The organism is Qipengyuania sp. L-5Y (assembly GCF_056859455.1).
Window position 1 is genome coordinate 38,776 of sequence record NZ_JBSXOM010000017.1, and the last position, 20,835, is coordinate 59,610.

Here is a 20,835-nt window from a genome sequence, read left to right on the forward strand (position 1 = left end):
CTTCATAATCAATGATGAAGGTCAGGTTTTTCAGTGCATTGCCCGAGAGGTCGAAATCGAACCCTCGTAAAAAGCATTCACGACGCAAGACCAGCGCGCGTTCATGACGCCGTCGATACCCCGTCCAAGATCCCAGATGACGGTATCGCCATTCTCCAGTTTAGCCCTCACGAAACGATCGTGCAGGTCGCCGCCCGAGCGCCGTGACTTTTGTGCGAGGTGGAGGGGAACCGAGGCCAGCATACGGTTCCACCGATCTTCAAGGTCCTGGCGCTGGTCACGCGTGCTTTCAGGGTCACGAGTCTGCACGGAATCGGCGTCGAATGTCACGATTTGCACGGCCGCGATTTCCGAAGCGAGCTGTTCAAAGCGACCGATGAAATTGATGAGGCGCCCGCGAGCCTGCTCGTCAGCGCAACAATAGGGGTCCTGGATTTCGAGCCGTTCAATTCGCGCGTCGCGCGCGTACTGCTCGAAAATCGTCCAGTCGCGGTGTCCATATTGTTCAAACACGACCCGCTGAACGAAGGGAACGCGCGCTTCAGCCGCCTCGACGGGAGTACGCACAGAGAGAATGGGGCGCCGGTTTTTGCGCTCGGCATTGCTCGATGGCGTCTCGCCAGGATCCGAGTGAGGCTGCGATCGCGCCGCTTCGTCTAATCCTGGTTCTGCCGCGTGCTCCGCAGCCGGATCAAGGTTTGCGGAACTCGCTGTGTTGTCGCTCGCGGGTCCGCGGGAGCGAGCACTCTCCTCGTCTCCCGTCGGCTCTTCGATTTCCGGCTGTGCGACTGGCGGGGCAGGCGGTTCTGCTTGTCGAACACTCGCGCTGTAATCGGTGTCCTGGATATCCTTGTCCACCTGCCCTGCGGCGGCATACGCACTACTTCGATCACGGTTCTCTGCAGGGCGCCCGTCGAGCACATCGGAAAGCAGGTCTTCTACATCGCGATCGCTCTCCGGCGGCATGAGCAGACCCCGGCTCAGCGAGCGCTTACGCTCCATGAGGGCGTCGAGACGCTGGTCGAAGCTTGAAGGTCCGATCGCTTCGTCCGGATGGACAGCCATCGGGATGTGAATGGTCACCGGCCTGGTCTGACCGATCCGGTAGGCGCGGTCCGTCGCCTGATCTTCAACGGCCGGATTCCACCAGCGGGACAGATGGATCACATTGTTTGCAGCGGTAATCGTGAGCCCCACGCCGCCCGCCTTTGGCGACAGGATGAGAACGTCGAATGAGGCCGGCGAACTCTGAAAGGCAGTGACCATCTCCTGGCGCTTATGGCCCGCAACCTTCCCGCTGATGCACATCGGGCGGCGCTCGAGCGCGAAGCGCTCCTGAATTGCCATCGCGAGGAAGGCCTGCATCTCGAGATCTTCGCAGAATAGCAGGGCCTTTTCGCCGCGCTGCCTGACCTCCTCAAGGATTTCGAAGGTCTTCTTCAGCCGTCCAGATTGCCCGATGTACTCGTCGATGTTCGAAATTCCGCGCGGCGGTGACGGGTGGAGCGATGTACCGCGCAGCATATGCAGCACTTTGAGCATCGCACCCTGTTCGCCGCTTTCCCGTAGCGCTCGCGCTCTGGCCAGCACGAGGTCGTAGGCCTGCGCTTGCGCGGTTGGCATCTCGACCGGATATTTGCGGGCCTTCTTCTCCGGCAACCCGGTCAGGATTTCGTCCTTCATCCGGCGCAGCATGAAAGGCGGAAGTTCTTTGTCGCGCTCGATCAGACGGTGCTGGAGATCGCCAAGGCGCTCGAGATCGTTCGCAGGGAAGCTGCTTTCGAATTCCCGGCTCGAGCCAAGAAAACCTGGATAGACCGTATCGGCAATCGACCACAGGTCCTGCAACCGGTTCTCGACCGGTGTGCCCGTCATAGCGATCTGGATTGCGCCGTTCAGCGCCTTTGCGGCGCGGGTCATCTGGCTGGCAGGATTCTTGAGCTTCTGTATTTCATCGTAGACGATTGCAGCGAACGGAATGCGCGCGAAGCTCATGTGATAATCGCGCATTGTTTCGTAGGTCGTCAGGACGATCCCGGCGTCATTCCATTCGGACACGTCGAGACGCGAGGTTCCCCCGCGAATGTCGCTCCCAGCCTCGAGACGGAAATTGCGCAGGTTTGCGCCGAACGCCTCGACAACAGGCCCCATGAGATCTGCTTCGATGTGCTGCGAGAGCTCGGCCTGCCAATTCCGCAGAAGACCTGTGGGCGCGACAATCAAGACGGGCTTCGGATGAGGCGTTTTGCTGCGCAGCCACAGCAGGAACATGAGCGCCTGGAAGGTCTTTCCGAGCCCCATATCGTCGGCGAGCAAGACGCCCGGCATGCGGCGCTCCCAGGCCTCGGCAAACCATGCGAACGCCTGCACCTGGTGAGGCTTGGGTTCTGATTTCAGTCCTTTGGGGAGCCCAGGAGCATCGAAATCCTGCACTTCAGCGTCGGGACGAGGCAGCCGCGCATAGTCCAGCTGCTCGAAATTCTCTCCGACCTGAAGGAAGAAGATATCGACGCTCTCGCGTTCGGTTCTGTCCGAGGCGCGTCCCTCGACCTCATCAGCGATCTCACGTTCAAGGTCTGCAATTGCTCGCGCGGCCTGCAAGGTTGCAGGCGTCGCGGGGATGCTTTCGTCGCGCCAGGCGATCGTTTCCTTGCCTGCGTCAATCGCTGTCTCGACTTCGCTTGCGATCGTTTCAGCTTCACCTGGAGCCAACTCGACATGACGCGCGTCGGGCGGATCGCCGATCCGTAATCCAAACCCTTCGGGCAGCCAGCTGTTCGGCTTGGGTTTGATCCAGGGTAGGACCGGCTTTTGCCAGACCTCGATCCCGCTGACCCGCTCGGAAAACTGCTGTGTCTCGATGAAGAGACGATCAGCTGCCTCGTCATCGCCTGCCGCGTCAAGCTTGAGCTCCTCACGCAGGATACGTTGCGGCGAACGCAGGAATTCGCGCTTTTCCTGTGAGGTGCCCACCTGCTTTGCGCGCACGATGTCCAGGGCCTTGCCCAGCATCGGGTCAAGAAAAAGGAGCGTTCCGTCGGAAAGCAGATAGCTTCGCCGCCCGCCGTCCTGACCCCGGAACCTGCGCTGAAAATGCTGATTGTCCTGCGGGGTAAGCAGCGACGCTTCTTCTTCGTCGACCAGGTCACCCTCAGCGCTCTCGCTTACGTTTCTCGAGAAGAGGACGGGGTCGAAGTCGAAACGTCCATGGTCGGTCTTTGCGTTGAGTGAAAAATTGGCGGCATAGGCAATCCGGACACGCTCGAGAAAGCCATCCGCCTCGATGCCGGTGCCGATGTCATCTCCGAGCGTCGAACGAAGCTCGGCAAAGGCAGCACGGCGCTGATCGGGATCATCAGCCGCATTGACTGCAAGTGCGGCCTGGAAGGCCGAATAGATCGGCTCGGGAATTCGTCCGACACGCCCTCCCTCTCGCAGACGCGCGCCAGCGATGTCGGCTCGAACCGGCAGACCACCGCGGCGGACCCATTTCGTATCGACTTTGATTGTTCCTTCAGCGAGCGAACCTCCCGAGTTAAGCTGAAGGGTCATCGACGTGGCCGGAGGAAGGCCGAGGGCGAATGCGTCGGCCTCATCGAGCCGGGCAACGATCTGCGGTGGAAGGACTATGCCTTCCGCCTCCTCGCTGATATGACCATCGTTATCGAGAGCTCGAGCCAGCGCCAGAGCGGCCTGACCAGCTTCAGGGGCTGCTCTTGGCCACTCCGAGACCGGCACAATTTCGCTTGATGCTCGCCGGAAAAGCCCGCCTGGCTGCTCGCGGAGAAGCGCAATCGTCTCACCGCCGTCCTCGTTCTGTGTGGCAATGAACTTGGTCGTTACCATCGATCATTCCAGTTGCGGCCCCGGCCTCTCCCGAAACGGGGATGCGCGATTGATGTCCGGCGATGGATGATACCGGCGAACTTGCCTTCCCACCCAGGACTCGCAGGGACATGAGACTCATACTCGAAATCCGACCGTCCGCTGGTGGTTCGCAGCTTCCCGCCGTCGTAGACCTTTGCGTAGAGTTTCGGAGCTCCGGGATCGGTGTCACTCCAAAAGCGGCAGGATCCGTTATCGCTCCATTCCGATATGCGCAGATCGCCTATCTGCATGATGATGGATGAAGACTGGGAGGGACCTCCTCGAATTTGACCGTATTCTGGTCGTTCGCCACTCTGGCGAATAAGAGAATCGATTTGATATTTCGCGCGTGATCCCAGCGCGGGCCATGCGTCGGTGACCAATCCTTCATCGAGGTATGCAATCCAAAACGCTTCGCGTTGCTTCCACTGATCAGGCCGATCCGTGGTCTTCGCGATGGCGCGGAAGAACTCGCGCATGGCGACTTCGGTAAGCCAGCGCTTGAACACCTGAGTGACCTCGCGCGCACGCTCTTCGCCGATCGACTCGGCGAGCGATCGTACGATCCTGTCCCACCGGGTACGCTGGAGACGCGGATCACCCACCTGATCGAGCAGAAACTCGGAAATTGCCTTTCGATGCTCGGGTTCGGGTTTGGTCCTGATCCAGGGTTCTAGCAGGGCGCGGACAACCAGTTCCAACTGACCCGCCTGCGCTTCTGTATCAAACATACGCAGGATACTGCGCTGCGGGCCGGCTGCCTCTGCAGGCTGAAGCTCTGCGGTTGCCTTGCAGGTCTCGGCGAAAGTTGCCTGACCAAACCCGCTCGCCGCAAGGTTTGCGCCAAGACCTGTCTCGCGCATCAAATGGGAAATGCCGTCTGCATCGCGCGTAACAAAATCGCGCGCCACTTTGGCTGGTCCCATCTGCGGCTTGAACAGATCCCACCGTGCGCCGCGCTCGCGCCATGCCCAGTCATGCCGAACGGCAGCTCGGGATGCAGCTTCTGCTAGCATTGGCATGATCGAGCGGCCTGTCGGGAAATAGGTAAGGTAGCCATCGATCACGGCCTGGTCGGAACTGCGCCGATGATCGACATCGGCCCGTTCGAGCGCCGCCACGCCCAGCTCATCGAACTCCGGGTCGCACCATGCGCCGCGCAGGACCCTGTTGAGCTGAAACCGCGGTAACCCGTTTGCACCGGTATCGGCCGCTCCTCGCAGGAATGGCTTAAGCTCAATGACGGGCTCTGCTTCGCCCACACATGCATCGAGCTTTGCCAATTGTCGCTGCAACTCAGGCTGTGTCGTCGGAGGTTTAGCCAGTCCAGCCGATGCCAGGGCCTCCATTCTCGCGATTGCAGACCGCAGCGAACTCATTGCTCCTGCCTCAAAATATCGCGGTCGAGGCCGGCGCTTGGCGTCGTCATCAGGAAGCGCAAGTCGATCCGACGATTACGCTTCTTGGCTTCTTCGGAATCTCCACGATCGACGGGACGGTCGGGACCGTAGCCGCTCAGACTTAGGATCGGTGCCGAGCCGTCCTCTCCCGCCGGTCTATTGAGAAAACCGCGAAGGGCCGGTTGGTTGCGCTGGAGCATGGTGAAGGTCGTCTCTGCCCGGCGCACCGAAAGTCCATAGTTGTTCATGCCACCAGACATGACGTCGGAGTCCGTGTGTCCCTCGACAAAGACAGCATCGATCAAATGCGGCGAGCGTTCGCCTTCGCAAAGATCGGAGGCGGTATAACACGGCAGGACCTCAACCATGGCGCTGGCAACTTTGCTGATGGCGGCCTGCCCCCTCTCCGTCAGTTCCCATTGGCCTTTGTCGAACAGGACATCGTCGGGGAGCCTCAGAACTCCGGTCTTTGTGTCGATTTCTACCTGGAGCCCTCGGTCTTTCAAGGACTGCTGCAGATCGTTGAGGATCTCGGCGCGGGTCCTGTTTGCGCCGGTCAGCTCTTCGGTCTTGGTCTGCAGATTGAGGGCAAAGTAGGCCAACAGGATGATGAAAATAAGAAGCAGGCCGACCATCATGTCCGTCATAGACATGAAATAGCTTTCGCCCTCTTCAGGCGGCTTCCGGCGAACCACGCCTTCCATTATTCAGCGGCTTCCCTGTTCTGGTTTGCAAGGATGCCGGCAAGTTCCTCAACGGTATCCCGCAGGGTCGTGAGGGGTTCGAGTGCGCCGGCGAGCTGCGCCACACCATCGCCCAAAGCCTTATCGATCTGGCCGACCCGTTCGTTGAGGTTCGACGCATGGTTGCCGGCAGCATCCGAGATCTTCTCGATTGCGTCACCAAGAGCGCGGTCCACATCCTCGAAGCGAGCACGATATTCCGACCATGCAGAGGAGGCCGCACTTGCGGTTTCGCTTAGCGCTGCCGCAAGCTGCCGCATTTCGTCACGAGCGCTCTCGGATGACTGCGCATTTCGGGAAACGATGGTCTCAACCGATTTGACTGCTTCGGCTATTGAGACTGCCGATTGGCGTACAGGCGCGGTTGCCGCCTCAACGTCGTTGGCAACCGTTCCGAACGCCGTCGCCAGATCGCTCGAGCGAGCAGCGACCTGCTCGATCGCTCGCGCGTGATCTCCGATAGCACTTTGTGCGGTCGAGAGACGGTCCGCAGACGTAGAAATGGCATCGCCCGCGTCTTTCATGCTGCCTACCAGCGGGCCGCCGGTCTGGTTGAACCGTTCGACGAACTCGGAAAATGACTTTTCCATTGCCTCCTGGCCGATCCGGGCCGCGTCATTCGCCGCGCGTGCCGAGGCTTCACCCATCTGGCTGGCCGCCGAGGCGAGGCCGGATTTCATATCGTCGAGCGTATTGCCAAGATTGCTCAGCAATTCGTCCATCCGCTGCCTGGCAAGCTCGCTTGCCTGCTCGTTTTCTTCGCGCATGCGGTCCGCTACGACGCCAAAATTGCGGTTGAGCTCGCCAAAAGCCGAACGCATCTCTTCCGAAACCTGGCCAAAGCGCCTGACAGCTTCCTCGATCTGGCGGTCAGCTTCGCCGGTCTGTTTTTCGATACGTTCGGACATCGTGGCCATCGAGACGGTCATTGCGCCAATGGCATCTGCGAGGCCCGCCATCTCTGCACCGGCACTTGAAGCGATCGCGTCGCGGACGGCTTCACCCCCGCCACCGCTGATCTTGTCGATGCCCTGCTGGATCGACCCCAGGTGCGTGATCATGGGCGCCATCTGCTTTTCCAAGGCCCCGTCGAGGGCGGCAGCAAGCTGTTCGGAAAAGGTGCGGAGTGCCGGAGTCTGCTCTTTGAGCTGTGCCAGCTGATCGCTCGCGATCCGTTGCGGCGGCAGATAGGCCATTCCATGCTCGAGTTTGTCACACAGCATGGACAGCCCATCATTGATGCGCTTGCCGAAGCGGTAGTCATAGGATCGAAGGACGATGGAAGCCACGATGCCCCCCACAGAGGCCCAGAACTTCGCTCCCGCTACCTTCATGAGATCATTGAGCCGCTCCTGCATCGCATCGACACCGCCGCTGAAGTCGAGTGTCGAGAGAGCTGCGATGATCCCCAGGAAGGTGATCAACAGGCCGATGGCGATGAAGATATTCGCAAACCAGTTCAGCCCGCGATGACGGTCGCCAAGATTGACGAAGAAGTGTTCGGGACGAGCGGAGTTCTGGAGAACATCGGCCGAGGGATCGACGATCGTTTCGCGATATTCCTCCCAGGTTCTGCGCAGCGGAAGCGCCTCAGCGTCATTCGCCTCCATCATCTGGGCGTCGATATCATTGAAGCGGCGCGCGAACTCGAGGCGCGCCTGATCGACATCGGCAGTGCTGCCGCCGGTTATCTCGTCGAGCAGGCGAACGCGGGCGTCGATCGCATCAGCAAGAGGGGCATGATATTGCCGCTTGTAACGGTACGCGATTGCGAAGGCTGTTCCGATCAGCACGATCGCCAGAAATGCCGCCATCGCATCGCCGATGAGCGGGATTTCCGTGAAGAAGTAGATCAGCCCATGGCCAAGCCATTCGGTAATTTCCATGCAGCCCCCAGAAGCCCGTAAAGGTAACGGGCTCCTGCGAACCGGTGCGGAAGCAGGCCAAGCTTGCGAAATGCAACCGGACGGAGAAACCCTGAATGAGCCAGACGGTATCGGACCGCAGAGCTCGCGCCAAGGCAGGTTGCGACAAACCCATGAGAATTTCGTGAATTTCGAAGAACTATTGAAGCGGGTTTCTTGTTTTCAGGTAGTACTCCACCTTCTCGATAGTCCTTCTGCGCGGCCTGCGACCAGCTCGTAGGTCAAGCACGAAGCGCGGATCGCCAACCGCCCGACGACCGAAACGTGTCGCCGACATGTGCGATTCCTTCAAATGACGCTCAATGCGATCCAGCAATTTCATGGCCTTCCTCGACTCACTCAGCACTTGTGTTCCTGTTTTGTTCTTAGTAGGAAGGTTCCATCGAGTCTAGGAGATTTCCTTCTCTCCTCAGACCGTCAGAAGGAACGACACGATGGAACATGTCAGAGAGGAGCTTGATCGCCTGATCCAGCAGCGACGGCTCGGATATTCCTCGATCTCGCGGATGATCGGACGAAACTCGTCCTATATTCAGCAGTTCATCAAGCGCGGCTCGCCGCGAAAGCTGGATGACGATGACCGGCGTACGCTTGCCAGCTTCTTCGGGGTCGACGAGCAAGTGCTTGGCGGACCGCCTGCACCCATGCGTGATGGGTTGATCGAAATACCTGTGCTCAATGTCGATGCGTCGGCGGGCTTTGGAGCGATTGCCGAAAGCGAGACTGCCCATACCCGCTTCGGTTTCGACGAACGCTGGCTTGCCAGGCTCACCAGAGCAAAGAGTGCCAGCCTTTCGATCATCCACGTCCTGGGCGACTCCATGGAGCCGACACTCAGCGATGGCGACGAAGTGCTCGTCGATGCGTCGGACCAGGGTTCGCGGCTACGTGACGGCATCTACGTCCTGCGCGCCGACGATGCGCTGGTCGTCAAGCGCGTGACGCTCAAGCCCGGTGGCCGCAAGATCACGATTAGTAGCGATAATTCGGCCTATCCCAGCTGGGATGATGTCGACCGGTCCGAAATTCAGGTGGTCGGCCGTGTCATCTGGTTCGGGCGCGCGGTCTGATCCGACCTGATCAGAACCCCGCAAAACGCGCGCGATGCTTGGCAACGAAGTCCGGCCTGGGGTGATCCCGCGGATCGACCGGAAGCCTGATCTTCTGTCCTGAAGGCGGGAAGAGCTTCAACAGGTCGGACGGCACCTTGTTGTGCGATACGAGCAGGCACAGGTTGTCGTCGAATGTGATGAGATGTCGGTCGAACAGCCAATGGGCCGTAGCCGAGAGTGCCACGCCGTTGGGTACCACGTCGGGTCCGCCATCGGCGACGGACCAGATATGTGCCGCCTGTGCCTCAGCTTTCCCGCCACCATTGAGGATCCGCAATCCCGTGACGGCGCAGGTGCTGTCATAAGCGTCGAGAACCTGATTGCGGAAACTGGCCGCCCGGATTTTCTTGTTCACCAGGATCTGCTCGATCCGGCGTTTGCCAAAATCATCGGCCAGCAGCGCGGCGGTCGCATCGTCGATGTACCGCTCGTCGAGCTCGAGCCTGATCCGGTTGTCCGGATCGAGTGTCTCGCTCAGGCCCTGATTGACGATTGCGACGAAATCATCGCCATCGAGCGTGCGCACCGATTTGCCGCGCAGCGTCCTCCCAGCATCGCCAGGACGGGCCATCTCGCGAAGGAAGCGTTCGGCAAAGCGTCCGTCCTTGTCGCGGTAGGAGACCGCATCATCGAAGGGTAGATAGTCCCTGACGCGCGCATAGTAATGGGTTGGATCAGCCTCATCTGGATCGATCCGCTCGACGAAAGCAGTCGCGATGTAGGCCATCCGGCCGCCCGATACGCGGGTTTCGCGGTAGAGGATCCAGTCGTTTTCAAGCTGGCGGGCCTTGGGGAAGATATTGCGAGGGGAAATGATATCGCTCGGTGATGAGGTCGTCGTAGCGCGAATTGCCGCTGATCTCGAAAACACCCTTCACCGGCCACGCTCCGCACTTCTCTCGAACACGTATCGTGCCTGGTAACGCGGAAATCGTCCAGGCCGTCGGTGATCAAATGCCGATTTCGAAAGGCTTTACCCTTTCCTTGGTGAGTTCGGGCTTGTCACTTGCAGGCGAAGCGCTGCCAACATCCTTGTCCTGTGAAAGGCCTTTGGCAGCCGCCGCTTTGAGCCTTTGCGTTACTTCGAGGGCCGATGCCTTCTCGCCGCTGTTAGACTTGATGGCCCGGCCGAGTTTCTCGGCATTATCCGCTATCAGGGTAAGGCCGTCGCGAAGCCGGGTGACCGTGACCAGGAAGGTCTGCCGATTGGCGAGATTGCGTTCGCGGCTGTCCATCACCGCGATCCCGCGATCAGAGGTCAGTCCCTGCGCCATATGCGCATTGAGGGCATAGGCGAGGTCCATGCGTTTGAGCATGGGGTCGCCGCGGCTCAGGCGGAGCTCCTTGCCCGCTGATGTCTCCACCAGGACGCCCTTTGTGTCGATGGCCACGATCCTCGCCTGGTCGGCGTTGAACAGCCCGCGCTTGTGGTCGTTGTCGGTCCAACGGATTTTGTCACCCTCGATGATGGACAGCGATTTGCGATCGAAGAGCGACAGCCGACTATCGTTTGCGCCCGGTCGCAAGCGCGCGGGATTGAACTTGCGAAGCCGTCCTTTCCTGTCCTCAAGCACGAGCTGCTTGCGCGCATGATCGATGGTTTTGACGGTGTAGTCGCCCTTGGAGAGTTTCTGGGAGCTGTCGCGCGAGCGAAGGTTGAGGACCATGCCCGGTTGGTAAGTGCGAAGGTATCGCAACTCCTCGTGTGTCACATTCACCCGCGAATGAACGGTCAGCCGTCCCGATCGTGAGCCGAGCTCGCCATTGGCCTTGAGTCCGCGCTGGACAGCCTCGTTGACCGCAGACCGTAAGGCCCGTCCCGACGCGTAGATCGATGTCCGATCCCGATCCGCCGGGCTGAGCGAAAGCCAGTTTTCGGCAGCAACAATCGCGCTGTCCCCGCGAGCCTCGATGGTTGATGGCGCAAGCGCCCGGAGCGCATCGTCGATACGTCCCTCCTGCGCGGCGGCCTGGGCTCGCCGCAGGATTGGATCGCGGCCGCGCAAATTCACATCCATCTTGGCGCGCTCGATCCCGGCCTGTTGGACGAGGTCGAAGGGCTTACCGGCGTCGACGGCGCCCAGCTGTCGCTTGTCGCCGACGAGAACCAGGCGATGGACTTCGGCTAGGTTTGCCAGCCGTACCAGCTTGGCCTTGTCCTCGTTCGACACCATCGAGGCCTCGTCGAGCACTAGGACATGGTCTCCGAGCGCGCTCCGAGCCTCACTCAGCAACGCGGCATTTCCCGGCTCGTGCAGAAGCCTGCCCCATTGCGCGAGAAAGCGGGCGATGGTCATCGAACGGATGCCGGTGTCGCGCTCGAGCATCTGGACGAGCGTGTTTTGCACCGCGAGCCCCAGCACCTGCTTGCCTTCCTCGCGGAGCAATTGGGCGACCGGCTTCATCACGCTGCTCTTGCCCGCCCCGGCAATGCCCTGGATCGCTACAATCCTGTCACGCGATGAGAGCACGAGGCCCGCCGCATCCTCCTGCCCTTCGTTGAGCGAAATTCCGTGGTTGATCGCGGCAACTGCCTGAACCCGTTCTGCGGCGTCCGGTCGATCCAGGATGGGCAACGCCGCACCTCGTCCCTGGTCGACATTCGCAATAATGGTGCTTTCAAGGTCAAGCGCCTCCCGGCTCGCCAGCCAGCCTCTGTGTTCGCCTTTGCCGGACTCGAGTGTGCCGCTTCTGACCAATGCGTTCACACGGGTTTCGACGTGATCCACCGTCGTCGGCAGCCCAAAATCAAGCGCCGCTTTCAGCAATCCCTCACGCGGGAACGCTGCCTCGCGCTGCGAGAGATGGCGTACTGCGGAAGCAACAGCCTGCGCGGCTGCGATGGTAGGCGCATCCTGCTTGAGGACATGGGCAGGGATTAGCGGATCAGCCGGATCGCCCTTGATCCGCTGCGCGAACTCTCTCAGCTTCGCAATTCCACGCTGAAGAAGGCTCCCTTCTTTCGAGCTGGGAATGTCTTTCGTTGCAGCCCGCATCTGCGACGCATCGATGAGACCGGAAAGGTCAATCCCGACTTCCCGGGCTCTCTGCCGCCATGCATCGAGAAGGCCGTCCCGGTCCCTGACGGGCGCCTTGCTTTTCCTTGTATCGAGCACAGCAATGTCGCGAGTTTTCGGAGTGTTCTCACCCAGCTGGCGTACCGCGTCGAGGACTTCTTCGCGCCGCGTCGAAAAGGCCATCACCTGCTCGCGGGCGATGCCCGCTGCTTCGAAATTGCCATGCTTCCCAACCGGCCCTGCTTCGTAGCCCATTTTCTCGACCGCCAGACGAAAGCGCGCCATGGTCATCGAGTTGAGCAGGGTGTTGAACGACCAAAGCTTGTCGTTGCGAAGCGCGCGCCACTTCCCGTCGTTGCCTTGCGTGACATTCGCCACGACCGCGTGAAAATGCAGGTTTGGCTCCTGATTGCGGTTGGTGTCGTGCTGGAAAAGACCAATCGTCAGATTATCTGTCGCGACCTTCCCGTAGCCAGCCTGACTGCCCATCCGGGTCTGCGCCGCGTTCTTTTCTGCCCAGCGCAAGGTCTCGATGACGGCCTCGCGATAGGCATCGATAATCCGCTGGTCGCCGCCCACCAGCGCAAGCAACGACCAGCTTTTCGGCAGTGAGAATGTGAGGTCGGTTCCCGGCCTGTGGGCCTGGCCCGCGTTGCCGACCTGGATATCGCCTGGAAGTTCTCCTCGCAGCAAGGCATCGAACTGCTCGGCGTTTACGCGCCCCTCAAGGCCAAGACGTTCCGCTCCCTTCCCGACCCAGGTTCCGGAACGATCGGCATCGGCGCCGGTGTAGTAATTGTCTGCCGCGAAATAGCTCGCAGCAGCCGAAGGGGAGCGCACATTGGCGACGGAAAGCATCCAGTCTAATCCTCATCACGGCTCCCCTCGCTGCCAGGTAGTCCCTCCCCATTTGTCCTTCACTTGTCGGGCTCGAACTCACCGAAATCCTTTTCCGGGGGATCTGCGACCGCACCTTCACGCAAGTCTTTTTCGACCGGTGTGACAGGCTGGCGTCCGTTATCCGCCGCACGGCCTCGTGGCGTCGAACCGCCCTTTCCAGCTGCGTCATCACCGGCGGTTCCTGGTTCGGACGGATGCTGTTCCGCGCCCACTGCTGGAGCATCCTCGCTGGTTTGCACAGCAGCGAGAGGTAGCGATGGCCCCGCATCCCGATGAGCATCGAAGCGGGTTTCGGCACCAAGATCACCAGCAGCGCGCCCTGCGTTCAGCTTTTCAAGCGACACACGCTCCTGTCGATCTTGCGGTTCATCGGCGACACGGCGCTGCCCCTCCAGATCGAGTTTGAGCTGTTTTGAGTCGACGGGCTTACCGGCACCGTCATCATTCGAGGCGGGATGCTCGTCATTCGGTTTGGAACCCGGTTTTGCTTGGAGCGTAGTTGCCGCAGGACCCTGGCCAGGCCTTATGAGCGGTTTCTCGCGGGCGATGAATCCTTCGGCAATACGGCCACGCGCGCGCGGAATGAGCGAAACCGGCGCAGCGGGGAATCCATCAGGAAATTTGATGTAGGCCGACAACCTCGGAAGGTTCATGAACTGGTCGGGCAGGAGCAATGGCTCGATCTGCCGCCTCGGCGTCAGGCTGACTGCGTCGCGCGCATTGTTGTACCCGTAGCTGTAGCCTTCTTCCATGTCGCGCACCTGCCGGTGGCCGATGAAATCGGAGCACCAGGTCGCCGTTTCGCGATCGGCCGTCGCCAGGATGAGCTTGGTTCGCGCAAGCGAGGACAATGTCATGGCCATGTTCTCGCCGTAGACTTCCTTGAGCTTGGCAAACGCATGCACCCCGGTGACGATCGCACCGCCAAAATTGCGCGCGGTTTGCAGCCCCTTTTCAAGCGCCGGTAGTCGGTGAAGGGCGCCTAGTTCGTCGATCAGAAACCACATCCGCAGGTCCTGGGTGCGCTCGAGCGTCATCAGCGTATTCATCGCCGTGTCGAGCCACAGCGTCAGCAATTGCGAGGAGATGCTCATGTCGACATAGCGGGCAGACAGGAACAGGATCGAGCCTGCCTGGCAGTCGCCTTTGACCCAGTCACGGACCGAAAAACGCGGTCCGGATGAGGGCAAGAGCTTGAGCACTTTCGCATTCGCATTGAACACCGCGCGGATCGATTCCGCCATGCGGGCCGCTTCCGGGGCGGTCAGCGGATCGGCCATCGTTCCTCGCATCAGCTTGTGAACTTCGGACAGGTCAGCGGTCATCAGCCGCCGAGCCAAGGCCTCGTTGGTCGCTGTGCCGGTGCGGGCAAGATGGAGACACATCTCGACGAACAGCATGCGTGCCGCGAGCACCCAGAACTGTTCTGAACCACCCCCGTCATGGGGCACGAGCGCTTCAGCGGCAGCATGAAACTCCGCCTCCGTCGTACAGTCGTTGAACACGCTCCACAGTGGGCACCGCACATCGACAGGATTGAGAATGATGTCGCGCGCGGGATCGTAGAAGGCCTCAATGAATGCCCCTGTGAGATCGAAAATGACCGCGCGCTGGCCGCGTTCACGCGCTTCGGCAACAAGTTCGGTGAGCGCCACGGTTTTGCCGGTTCCGGTTGTGCCAATGAGCATAGCGTGGCTCTGCTCGAGCCGCCACGGCCAGCTCACGCCGGCGAGATGTGCGGGTTGGTAGTGGCCCGCTTCGGCGAGCGCCGACGAGCTCGCAAGCCGCCACTTCCGGCCGAACTTGCGTCCCAGTTCTTCGGCCCGGAATGCCTTGTTGTGACGCTCGATTTCTTCTTCGAGTTCGTCGAGCGAAACAAGCATTGCGCCGCGCTCGTGCTTTCGTTCCTTCGACCGCCCGCCAAAGCGCTCGGCGAACCACCAGAAGAACACGAAGGCAGGGATCAGCAGTACCGCCGAGAGCAGCAATCCCTGTTTCACTGCCGTACGAAACGCCTCGACCGCTTCGCGCATCGGCGGGAATTCGCGAACGATAGCAAACGGGAGGCCGACCCGTTCGCCGTCAAGCAATTCCAGGTTGACCAGCTTGGCCGGATCGAACTCCATGAAGGCATAGAGACTGGCGTAGATGTGCATCCAGACCAAGTAGATCTGGTGATCACTCAGAGCCGACCGCACTTCCCAATAACAGGTGCCGACTGCAACCAAGCCGGTGACAATCAGTGGACCCTTCAGCCCCGCTGCAAACATGAAACCGAAGTGGCCGAGCAGCTGGCTCCCGCGGGTGAAGTTCAGGAGATTATGCTTCATGGGAATGGCCTCCCATGCTCGCGTTGACGGGGAGGCCAAGACGCTCGAGGCGTCGTCTGTACGCCTCGTGGGTACGGTCGCGCAAACTCGCGTCAGAATGGCTGGCCAGAAGCGCATCGAGCGCCACGGAAATGAAGATAGCCTGGCGCGTGGGATCGAGCCCTGCTGGGCGGTCCTTCGCCTCGTTATCGCGCTGCCACGCTGCGACAATGAGGTCACGGATAAAGACGCTGACACTAACGCCATGGTCCGCGGCACACTGGCGAACCCAGTTACCAACGGAGAGAGATACGAATGTCTGAAGCCGATCTTGTCGGGTCATGAAACAGGTTCCTTGTCGGGCCGACGGAACCTGGCTCACCTTGCGGAAGGTGACGATGAGAATAAATCGTGAACAACTCGCAGTCAATCGAAAGATTCGGACTATCTTTCAGCGTTGTAGAGAGATGCGAGTTGTCTGCGGATCAGCGCGAAGCCGCTCTACTCGCAGACGAGTTGATTTCGCCCAAAACCATATTCTTCATCAATAACAGAGAGATAAATCCCGAAATCGCGGGGTAGGGTGTGCTCCCTTGTTCCCAAGCGCGCGAGGTGGTCCAGACAATGAGGGGGATTGATCAAGGACGACCTTTCCCGATCGCCATGTTGGAGCGCGAGCAACCAGGCCTGGCACCTCTTCGGATGCAGATCGAGAGCATTTCGACGCCTCCAGCCAAAGACAGCACCTGCGAAAAAGGCAGCGGCCAAGGGCGCGTGGGAAGCAAGGCAAGCGGGGCATGTCGCGTGCCCAGCTTCCCGCCGCCCGACCCGGTGCCGGTTCGCAAGTGCGCGCGGGGCCCAAGAACAAATTACGTCGCACCCTCAGGAACGCATCGCAAGATGCGCGGGACAGAGTGCGTCCACAGCCCCGCTCCATTTATCGGGCGCCGCCGCATTGCGGTGGGCGACCGTCAGAGCAACCGACCGAACGGGGTTCTTGTGCTTGGTTGGACTACCCGGCGAACAAGAAAAAAGGGCAGGAACCGTTCCCGGTTCCCGCCCTGTCTATAGTCTCAGAACTCGTCGAGCATGCCGCCGTGGACCGTGTGGACCACCCGCGCTGCGAGATGCGTTGGCAATATGTTGTAGTCGCCCTCGTCGAGGGCAAAGTACCCGAGTTCGTCATCCTCGATAACGTGCTGATCGAAGAAGCTGTGCAGCGCTCTCTTCTCGGCTGTTTCCAGAGCCTCGAAATAGCTCCGAGACGGAAGGGCGCGATGCATCGAATAAGCCATGATAATCCTCCTGATTTCTGTCGTGAGACGACAGGAGGTGCGCGCGATGGTCTTGTGCATCCCGGGTCAGGGATCGCCCGAATGGGCGACCGCGAAAGCGGCGGTGGGGGTAACGATTTTGTTCGCTGCCGGATGCAATCCGGTGGCGGGCAAAATGGTGGGGCCCCGCCGTCCTTGAGGCGGGAGGCGCAAGGCCATCATGCTGGGAGAACCGTGAGCCAGGACCCACCACCTCTGCCCCAATATCGAACGTCTGCTGGGTGCGAATTGCCTTTCCTACACCCCGGTGACGCGGGCATGGAAACAACCGGGGAGCAGAAGCGAGGGGGAAAAGGACAAGAAACATGCCCCGAAACAGGAGCGCGATTGCAGCCCTGCAAAAACTCGAAGCGGACCGCGGGGCGCTCGACGCCAAACAACGCGAACTTGAAGTGCAAGCGGCCAAGGAACTCGGCGAAATCATCCTGGGAAGCGGCCTCGAAAGCTTCTCGAAGAAGGGCCTGAGGAAGGTTGCCGAAGAACTCGGGAAACTCGGCGAGGATGCCACGATCGAGAAACTGACGGCGCGCGGTTCAACCCGTGCTTCGAATGCAGCGCCGGGATCCCAGTAACCACAGAAGAAGAGGCCCTGCCGCTCGCGGCAGAGCCTCTTCGTAAGGGGAACGACCGGCATCGATGTCAGTCGATATCGGGAGCGTCGGTGTTGTCGTTGTCGTCGCTCGACCCGTTACCGCGGGAGAGGAAGTCGACCTTGTCGGCAAGGATCTCGGTGCCGTAGCGGGTGACCCCGTCCTTGTCCTCCCACTGGGTGTAGTGGATGCGGCCCTGGACGCTGACCAGCTGGCCCTTGGAGCAGTACTGGCCGACGGTCTTGGCGAGGCCGTTGAAGCAGGTCACCCGGTGGAACTCGCTTTCCTTGGCGGTATAGCCGTTCTCGTCCTTGTAGGTCTTGCCGTCCTTGTCGCGTGCGGGGCGATCGGTGACGACGGTAATCCCGGTGACATTGGTGCCGCCCTTGGTCTCGCGTGTTTCCGGATCGCGAGCGATGCGTCCGGTGAGGATTGCGATATTGGTCATGATGATATTCCTTCAGTTCCTCAAACCGGAGACCATCTCCGGCTTGCGAACATCCAGAAGAAGCAGGGCATGGGAGGACTGCACCGCAGGAGCGAAGCTCCAAGGGGAACCTGTTCATGACGGGTGGTGCGGGCAGGCAGCGCAGCTGCCAACACGGCCGGAAAGGAACGGGTTGCCGTCCTCAGCTGACCTGGTTCAGGACTGTTCGCGAAGAAAGCCGGATGGGTATCGGGTGCGGGTCTGAAGGTGCCAAGACCCTGCCGTAATCAGCCTGCTACATCGCCTTCCGAGGCCGCCAGGAGATCCATGAAGTTGCGCGCAGCTTCCCGGTCTTCCTCGTTCTCGAAAGCCACATCGAGATCGGGGGCGGACCCGAACATGTGCAGAAACGACCACAGTGCAAAGCGCTTGCCCCGGTCTTCCTCAAGGCCGAGATCGACCCGGCAGTGCTCGATGCCGGCTGCAAAGGCGTCGGGAGCAACTCCGGAGAGGTCAGTGGTGGCAAAGTAGCGCTGCAGCAGATCGTCAAGTTGCATGACCGGTCCATAGTCGGGTCGGCGCCGAATGCACATCCAGGCAATTTAGATGCAGATGATGAAGGGCCCCTCAGGAGCCGGAGAGGTGCCCAACGGGCCACGACGATCGACCACGGTGATCCGGCGCGTCTTGGCATCGATCACAAGGCGTTCGGTCACGCCATTGCCCGGAAAGGCGACGAGATAACGCGGATTGAGCGAGAGCATCTGCTCATTACGTTTGAACCCGGCGCGGGCACCAAGCCGACGATCCAGCGAGTAAGTCAGCTGCTGTACTTCGCGGCGCTCAGCCCAGCTGGCGGCGAGGCGATCGGCACCCTTGCCGTCGCCACCATGGACCAGGAAGAGATCGGGAACCGCATCGCGAACCTTGTCCAGCGTCGCCCAGATATTGTCGGCATAAACACGTGCATCCTCGACGCTCTCGAAGCTCTGACGACCACCGGCAAAGACGACCGGAGTTCCTTCCGGGATAAGGGCGTGACGGCGGTTCTCGGCGCGAGCGCGGAGGAAATCGCGGGCATCGATCACAGCCGAGGTAAGGTGGCGCGAATGGCTCGTGCGCGAGCCCGAAACGGGCTTCCACGAGGAACCGGTCTCGTCGCGGTATAGTGCTGCCGCCGCCTCACGCATCTGCTCGAAGGCCAGCATGCTGGCTTCGGCAGCCTGCGCGCGCTCGACCTGCTCTTCGAGATTGCTCGAATGCACTTCGGAGCCATCGGCCGATGCGAGGAGGACACGGATCTCGTCGCCGGCCCGATCAAGCTGAGCCGACTTGCGGCTAGCTGCGCGGTGGAACAGATTGACCACGCCCCAGGCAATGTCCTCGGCATCAGCTTCCAGGGCCGTGTCGGAAAACATCGTGAAGAGGTCGGACCATACGGCGCCAAGCGTCTGCTCGATCGCGACCTCGCAGGGAAAGTCGGTTTCGTTGAATGGGGCCGGCCTGATGCTGAGGCCTGAAAGGTCAAGGCCGCTCAACTGGTCGATGAAGCTGTCGTACATGGGGTGTCTCCTGATCGCGGGGACAAGGAGAGGAGGCACCATTGCCTCGTCCCTGTCCGCCGGAGCCCGATCAGGGCCGGGGAAAGGGGCAAGGCGCACCGCGTAGCGGGAAACCTGCGGCCCTAGGCTGGCGCGGGCAACACGGGCCGATGGGCCGCAGGTTGCGGCGCGCCCCGACCGGCCCAGGGGCCTCTCCCGGCGGACAGGGACGAGGCAGGATCAGGACCCGGTGGCGCATGCGGATCGGGAGCGCTCGAAGATCGATTCGCCATTCGAGAACCGCCCGACCAGGCGCAGTTCACCGAACAGGTCGATGAACCTATCCGACACCTGGCCAAGCCAGTGCCGTGCCCGTGCTGTTCGCGGTATGCAGAAATCGGCCTCCCAGTATCGGGGATCGTCGCGTTCGACGAGCCAGATCGCGGCAAGCCCGCAATAGGTCGATATGCCGCAATCGGCGAAGGCGTTGCGCAGGAGGATACGATCCTCGCGGCCGCGCCATCCATCGAAACGCTCGAAGGAGGGAAAGACCGCCTTCGCGGCATCGATGATTTCGTCGACGAGGCACTCGTAGACCCAGTCGATATCGTCGTCTTCGCCGTCTTCAAGCAGGCGAAAGGCCACCACTGAGCCGGTCGGATAACTGACGGAACGTCCCATCGTCAGTCTCCCGCTCAGGCCGCTTCAGCGAGATCGATGTCGGCCTCGCTTTTGCTGGACTGGTGACCACCCAGTTCGAGCAGCAGGCTGGCTGCTTCTTCGGCCTTGGCCGCAGCGGTCAGGATCGCGCGCTCGTCCAACTTGAGGATCTCGAGCCAGGACGCGATGTAGCTGGCGTGATGGTCGAGGTGGGTAACTGGGAGACCCAGTTCGGCTCCAAGGATGGCCGAGGACAGCTCAGCAATCAGTTCCTCGGCAGCATAGGCGTCGCTGCCGAAACGGTTCTTGAGATCGCGATCGAGCCGCGAGGAATGCCCCGTCCAGTGCGACAGCTCGTGCGCGAGTGTCGCGTAATAGTGGTCATAGGCTTCGAAGAGTTCAGCAGGCGGCATGGTGACCCGGTCGCGCAGCGGCTCGTAATAGGCCTGGGCACCATGATGGCGCAGGTCTGCGCCGATCTCGGCGAAGAAGGCATCAAGCCGGTCTTCGCGCCCTTCGGGCTCAAGCGTGGCAACCAGTGGCTTGGGATGGTAGAACTCCGAGAGGCCATCGCACTGGTCGGCATTGAAGACAGCATAGGCCTTGAGCACGCGCCGGTTCTCGGTGTCGGCTTCGCCTTCGGCGGTCTCAATCTCCTTCGTGTAGCTCTTGTAGAAGATCGCGATGGTCGATTTCTCGCCCTTGCGGACCTGTCCACCAAGCTTCTGGCACTGGCGGTAGGTCATCCAGTATGGCGAGGTGTAGCCACAGCCATCGGCCACCATCCACAGCCAGAAGGTATTCATTCCGCGATAGGGCGTTCCGCAAGAACGCAAAGGACGGGAGACTGGCACGCCGCGCCACGGCTTGACCCACGGCTTTGTGCCCTGTTCGAGCTTTTCGATAATGGCGGCGGTGATGCGCGCGGCAGGCGAAGTCGATGCAGTGCGGCGGGACTTTTTCATGGGAGTTCTCCTGATCGCCGGAACGGACATGCCCCGGTTCAGGAA

The 20,835-nt window shown here is 60.8% G+C and carries 16 protein-coding genes; 2 read left to right on the forward strand and 14 right to left on the reverse strand.

Features of this window, described 5'->3' with window-relative positions; genetic code table 11:
• Nucleotides 1-30: 30 nt before the first annotated feature.
• The 4 genes from AC13F2_RS01785 to zorA form a co-directional block, all read right to left on the reverse strand.
• Nucleotides 31-3,846 (reverse strand): DEAD/DEAH box helicase, encoded by a 3,816-nt coding sequence (locus AC13F2_RS01785; RefSeq protein WP_482964138.1) that lies wholly within the window; start codon nt 3,844-3,846, stop codon nt 31-33.
• Nucleotides 3,840-5,246 carry an EH signature domain-containing protein gene (locus tag AC13F2_RS01790; RefSeq protein WP_482964137.1) on the reverse strand — a complete coding sequence of 469 codons (1,407 nt, stop codon included), beginning with the start codon at nt 5,244-5,246 and terminating at the stop codon, nt 3,840-3,842. Before AC13F2_RS01790 ends, AC13F2_RS01785 begins: the two co-directional genes overlap by 7 nt.
• Complete coding sequence (locus AC13F2_RS01795) at nt 5,243-5,902, reverse strand: OmpA/MotB family protein (RefSeq protein ID WP_482964136.1); 660 nt, start codon at nt 5,900-5,902, stop codon at nt 5,243-5,245. The genes AC13F2_RS01790 and AC13F2_RS01795 overlap by 4 nt, the downstream gene beginning before the upstream one ends.
• Nucleotides 5,903-5,970: 68 nt before the next feature.
• Nucleotides 5,971-7,896, reverse strand: coding sequence for an anti-phage ZorAB system protein ZorA (zorA, locus tag AC13F2_RS01800; protein ID WP_482964135.1), 1,926 nt, complete (start codon nt 7,894-7,896; stop codon nt 5,971-5,973).
• 473 nt (nt 7,897-8,369) lie between these two features.
• Here zorA and AC13F2_RS01805 point away from each other — a divergent pair, with 473 nt between their 5' ends.
• Nucleotides 8,370-9,005, forward strand: coding sequence for a S24 family peptidase (locus AC13F2_RS01805; RefSeq protein ID WP_006832465.1), 636 nt, complete (start codon nt 8,370-8,372; stop codon nt 9,003-9,005).
• 10 nt (nt 9,006-9,015) lie between these two features.
• Here AC13F2_RS01805 and AC13F2_RS01810 read toward each other — a convergent pair whose 3' ends face one another.
• From AC13F2_RS01810 to AC13F2_RS01830, 5 genes are all read right to left on the reverse strand, one after another.
• Nucleotides 9,016-9,918, reverse strand: a complete 903-nt coding sequence (locus tag AC13F2_RS01810; RefSeq protein ID WP_482964134.1) for an HNH endonuclease — start codon at nt 9,916-9,918, stop codon at nt 9,016-9,018.
• 79 nt (nt 9,919-9,997) lie between these two features.
• Nucleotides 9,998-12,922, reverse strand: coding sequence for a MobF family relaxase (gene mobF / locus AC13F2_RS01815; protein ID WP_482964133.1), 2,925 nt, complete (start codon nt 12,920-12,922; stop codon nt 9,998-10,000).
• Between the two features lie 59 nt (nt 12,923-12,981).
• Complete coding sequence (locus AC13F2_RS01820; protein WP_482964132.1) at nt 12,982-15,294, reverse strand: type IV secretion system DNA-binding domain-containing protein; 2,313 nt, start codon at nt 15,292-15,294, stop codon at nt 12,982-12,984.
• Nucleotides 15,284-15,616, reverse strand: a complete 333-nt coding sequence (locus AC13F2_RS01825; RefSeq protein ID WP_482964131.1) for a hypothetical protein — start codon at nt 15,614-15,616, stop codon at nt 15,284-15,286. Before AC13F2_RS01825 ends, AC13F2_RS01820 begins: the two co-directional genes overlap by 11 nt.
• A gap of 730 nt (nt 15,617-16,346) precedes the next feature.
• The gene (locus tag AC13F2_RS01830; protein ID WP_230293779.1) at nt 16,347-16,568 is read right to left on the reverse strand and encodes a hypothetical protein; all 222 of its coding nucleotides are present in this window, start codon (nt 16,566-16,568) and stop codon (nt 16,347-16,349) included.
• 344 nt (nt 16,569-16,912) lie between these two features.
• On the opposite strand from AC13F2_RS01830, the gene AC13F2_RS01835 reads away from it, so the two are divergent.
• Nucleotides 16,913-17,179 (forward strand): DUF6437 family protein, encoded by a 267-nt coding sequence (locus tag AC13F2_RS01835; RefSeq protein ID WP_230292609.1) that lies wholly within the window; start codon nt 16,913-16,915, stop codon nt 17,177-17,179.
• 67 nt (nt 17,180-17,246) lie between these two features.
• Here AC13F2_RS01835 and AC13F2_RS01840 read toward each other — a convergent pair whose 3' ends face one another.
• The 5 genes from AC13F2_RS01840 to AC13F2_RS01860 all read right to left on the reverse strand — a co-directional run bounded on the left by AC13F2_RS01840 (nt 17,247) and on the right by AC13F2_RS01860 (nt 20,790).
• Nucleotides 17,247-17,645, reverse strand: coding sequence for a single-stranded DNA-binding protein (locus tag AC13F2_RS01840; RefSeq protein WP_006832472.1), 399 nt, complete (start codon nt 17,643-17,645; stop codon nt 17,247-17,249).
• 266 nt (nt 17,646-17,911) lie between these two features.
• Nucleotides 17,912-18,181, reverse strand: a complete 270-nt coding sequence (locus tag AC13F2_RS01845; protein ID WP_050599525.1) for a hypothetical protein — start codon at nt 18,179-18,181, stop codon at nt 17,912-17,914.
• A 45-nt stretch (nt 18,182-18,226) separates the two neighbouring features.
• On the reverse strand, nt 18,227-19,186 hold the full coding sequence (locus tag AC13F2_RS01850) for a DUF2493 domain-containing protein (protein WP_482964130.1): 960 nt from the start codon (nt 19,184-19,186) through the stop codon (nt 18,227-18,229).
• A 219-nt stretch (nt 19,187-19,405) separates the two neighbouring features.
• Nucleotides 19,406-19,846, reverse strand: coding sequence for a hypothetical protein (locus tag AC13F2_RS01855; RefSeq protein WP_482964129.1), 441 nt, complete (start codon nt 19,844-19,846; stop codon nt 19,406-19,408).
• Nucleotides 19,847-19,860: 14 nt separating this feature from the next.
• Entirely contained in the window at nt 19,861-20,790 is a 930-nt protein-coding gene (locus AC13F2_RS01860; RefSeq protein WP_482964128.1) for an ArdC family protein, read from the reverse strand.
• Between the last annotated feature and the right edge of the window lie 45 nt (nt 20,791-20,835).

What these genes read in the sequence shown, in the direction of transcription:
- zorA (WP_482964135.1), bottom strand. Translation starts at nt 7,896, where the DNA reads ATGGAAATTACCGAATGGCTTGGCCATGGGCTGATCTACTTCTTCACG.
- AC13F2_RS01850 (WP_482964130.1), bottom strand. Translation starts at nt 19,186, where the DNA reads ATGTACGACAGCTTCATCGACCAGTTGAGCGGCCTTGACCTTTCAGGC.
- AC13F2_RS01830 (WP_230293779.1), bottom strand. Translation starts at nt 16,568, where the DNA reads ATGGCTTATTCGATGCATCGCGCCCTTCCGTCTCGGAGCTATTTCGAG.
- AC13F2_RS01845 (WP_050599525.1), bottom strand. Translation starts at nt 18,181, where the DNA reads ATGCAACTTGACGATCTGCTGCAGCGCTACTTTGCCACCACTGACCTC.
- AC13F2_RS01825 (WP_482964131.1), bottom strand. Translation starts at nt 15,616, where the DNA reads ATGACCCGACAAGATCGGCTTCAGACATTCGTATCTCTCTCCGTTGGT.
- AC13F2_RS01855 (WP_482964129.1), bottom strand. Translation starts at nt 19,846, where the DNA reads ATGGGACGTTCCGTCAGTTATCCGACCGGCTCAGTGGTGGCCTTTCGC.
- AC13F2_RS01840 (WP_006832472.1), bottom strand. Translation starts at nt 17,645, where the DNA reads ATGACCAATATCGCAATCCTCACCGGACGCATCGCTCGCGATCCGGAA.
- AC13F2_RS01835 (WP_230292609.1), top strand. Translation starts at nt 16,913, where the DNA reads ATGCCCCGAAACAGGAGCGCGATTGCAGCCCTGCAAAAACTCGAAGCG.
- AC13F2_RS01785 (WP_482964138.1), bottom strand. Translation starts at nt 3,846, where the DNA reads ATGGTAACGACCAAGTTCATTGCCACACAGAACGAGGACGGCGGTGAG.
- AC13F2_RS01820 (WP_482964132.1), bottom strand. Translation starts at nt 15,294, where the DNA reads ATGAAGCATAATCTCCTGAACTTCACCCGCGGGAGCCAGCTGCTCGGC.
- AC13F2_RS01860 (WP_482964128.1), bottom strand. Translation starts at nt 20,790, where the DNA reads ATGAAAAAGTCCCGCCGCACTGCATCGACTTCGCCTGCCGCGCGCATC.
- AC13F2_RS01790 (WP_482964137.1), bottom strand. Translation starts at nt 5,246, where the DNA reads ATGAGTTCGCTGCGGTCTGCAATCGCGAGAATGGAGGCCCTGGCATCG.
- AC13F2_RS01795 (WP_482964136.1), bottom strand. Translation starts at nt 5,902, where the DNA reads ATGGTCGGCCTGCTTCTTATTTTCATCATCCTGTTGGCCTACTTTGCC.
- mobF (WP_482964133.1), bottom strand. Translation starts at nt 12,922, where the DNA reads ATGCTTTCCGTCGCCAATGTGCGCTCCCCTTCGGCTGCTGCGAGCTAT.
- AC13F2_RS01805 (WP_006832465.1), top strand. Translation starts at nt 8,370, where the DNA reads ATGGAACATGTCAGAGAGGAGCTTGATCGCCTGATCCAGCAGCGACGG.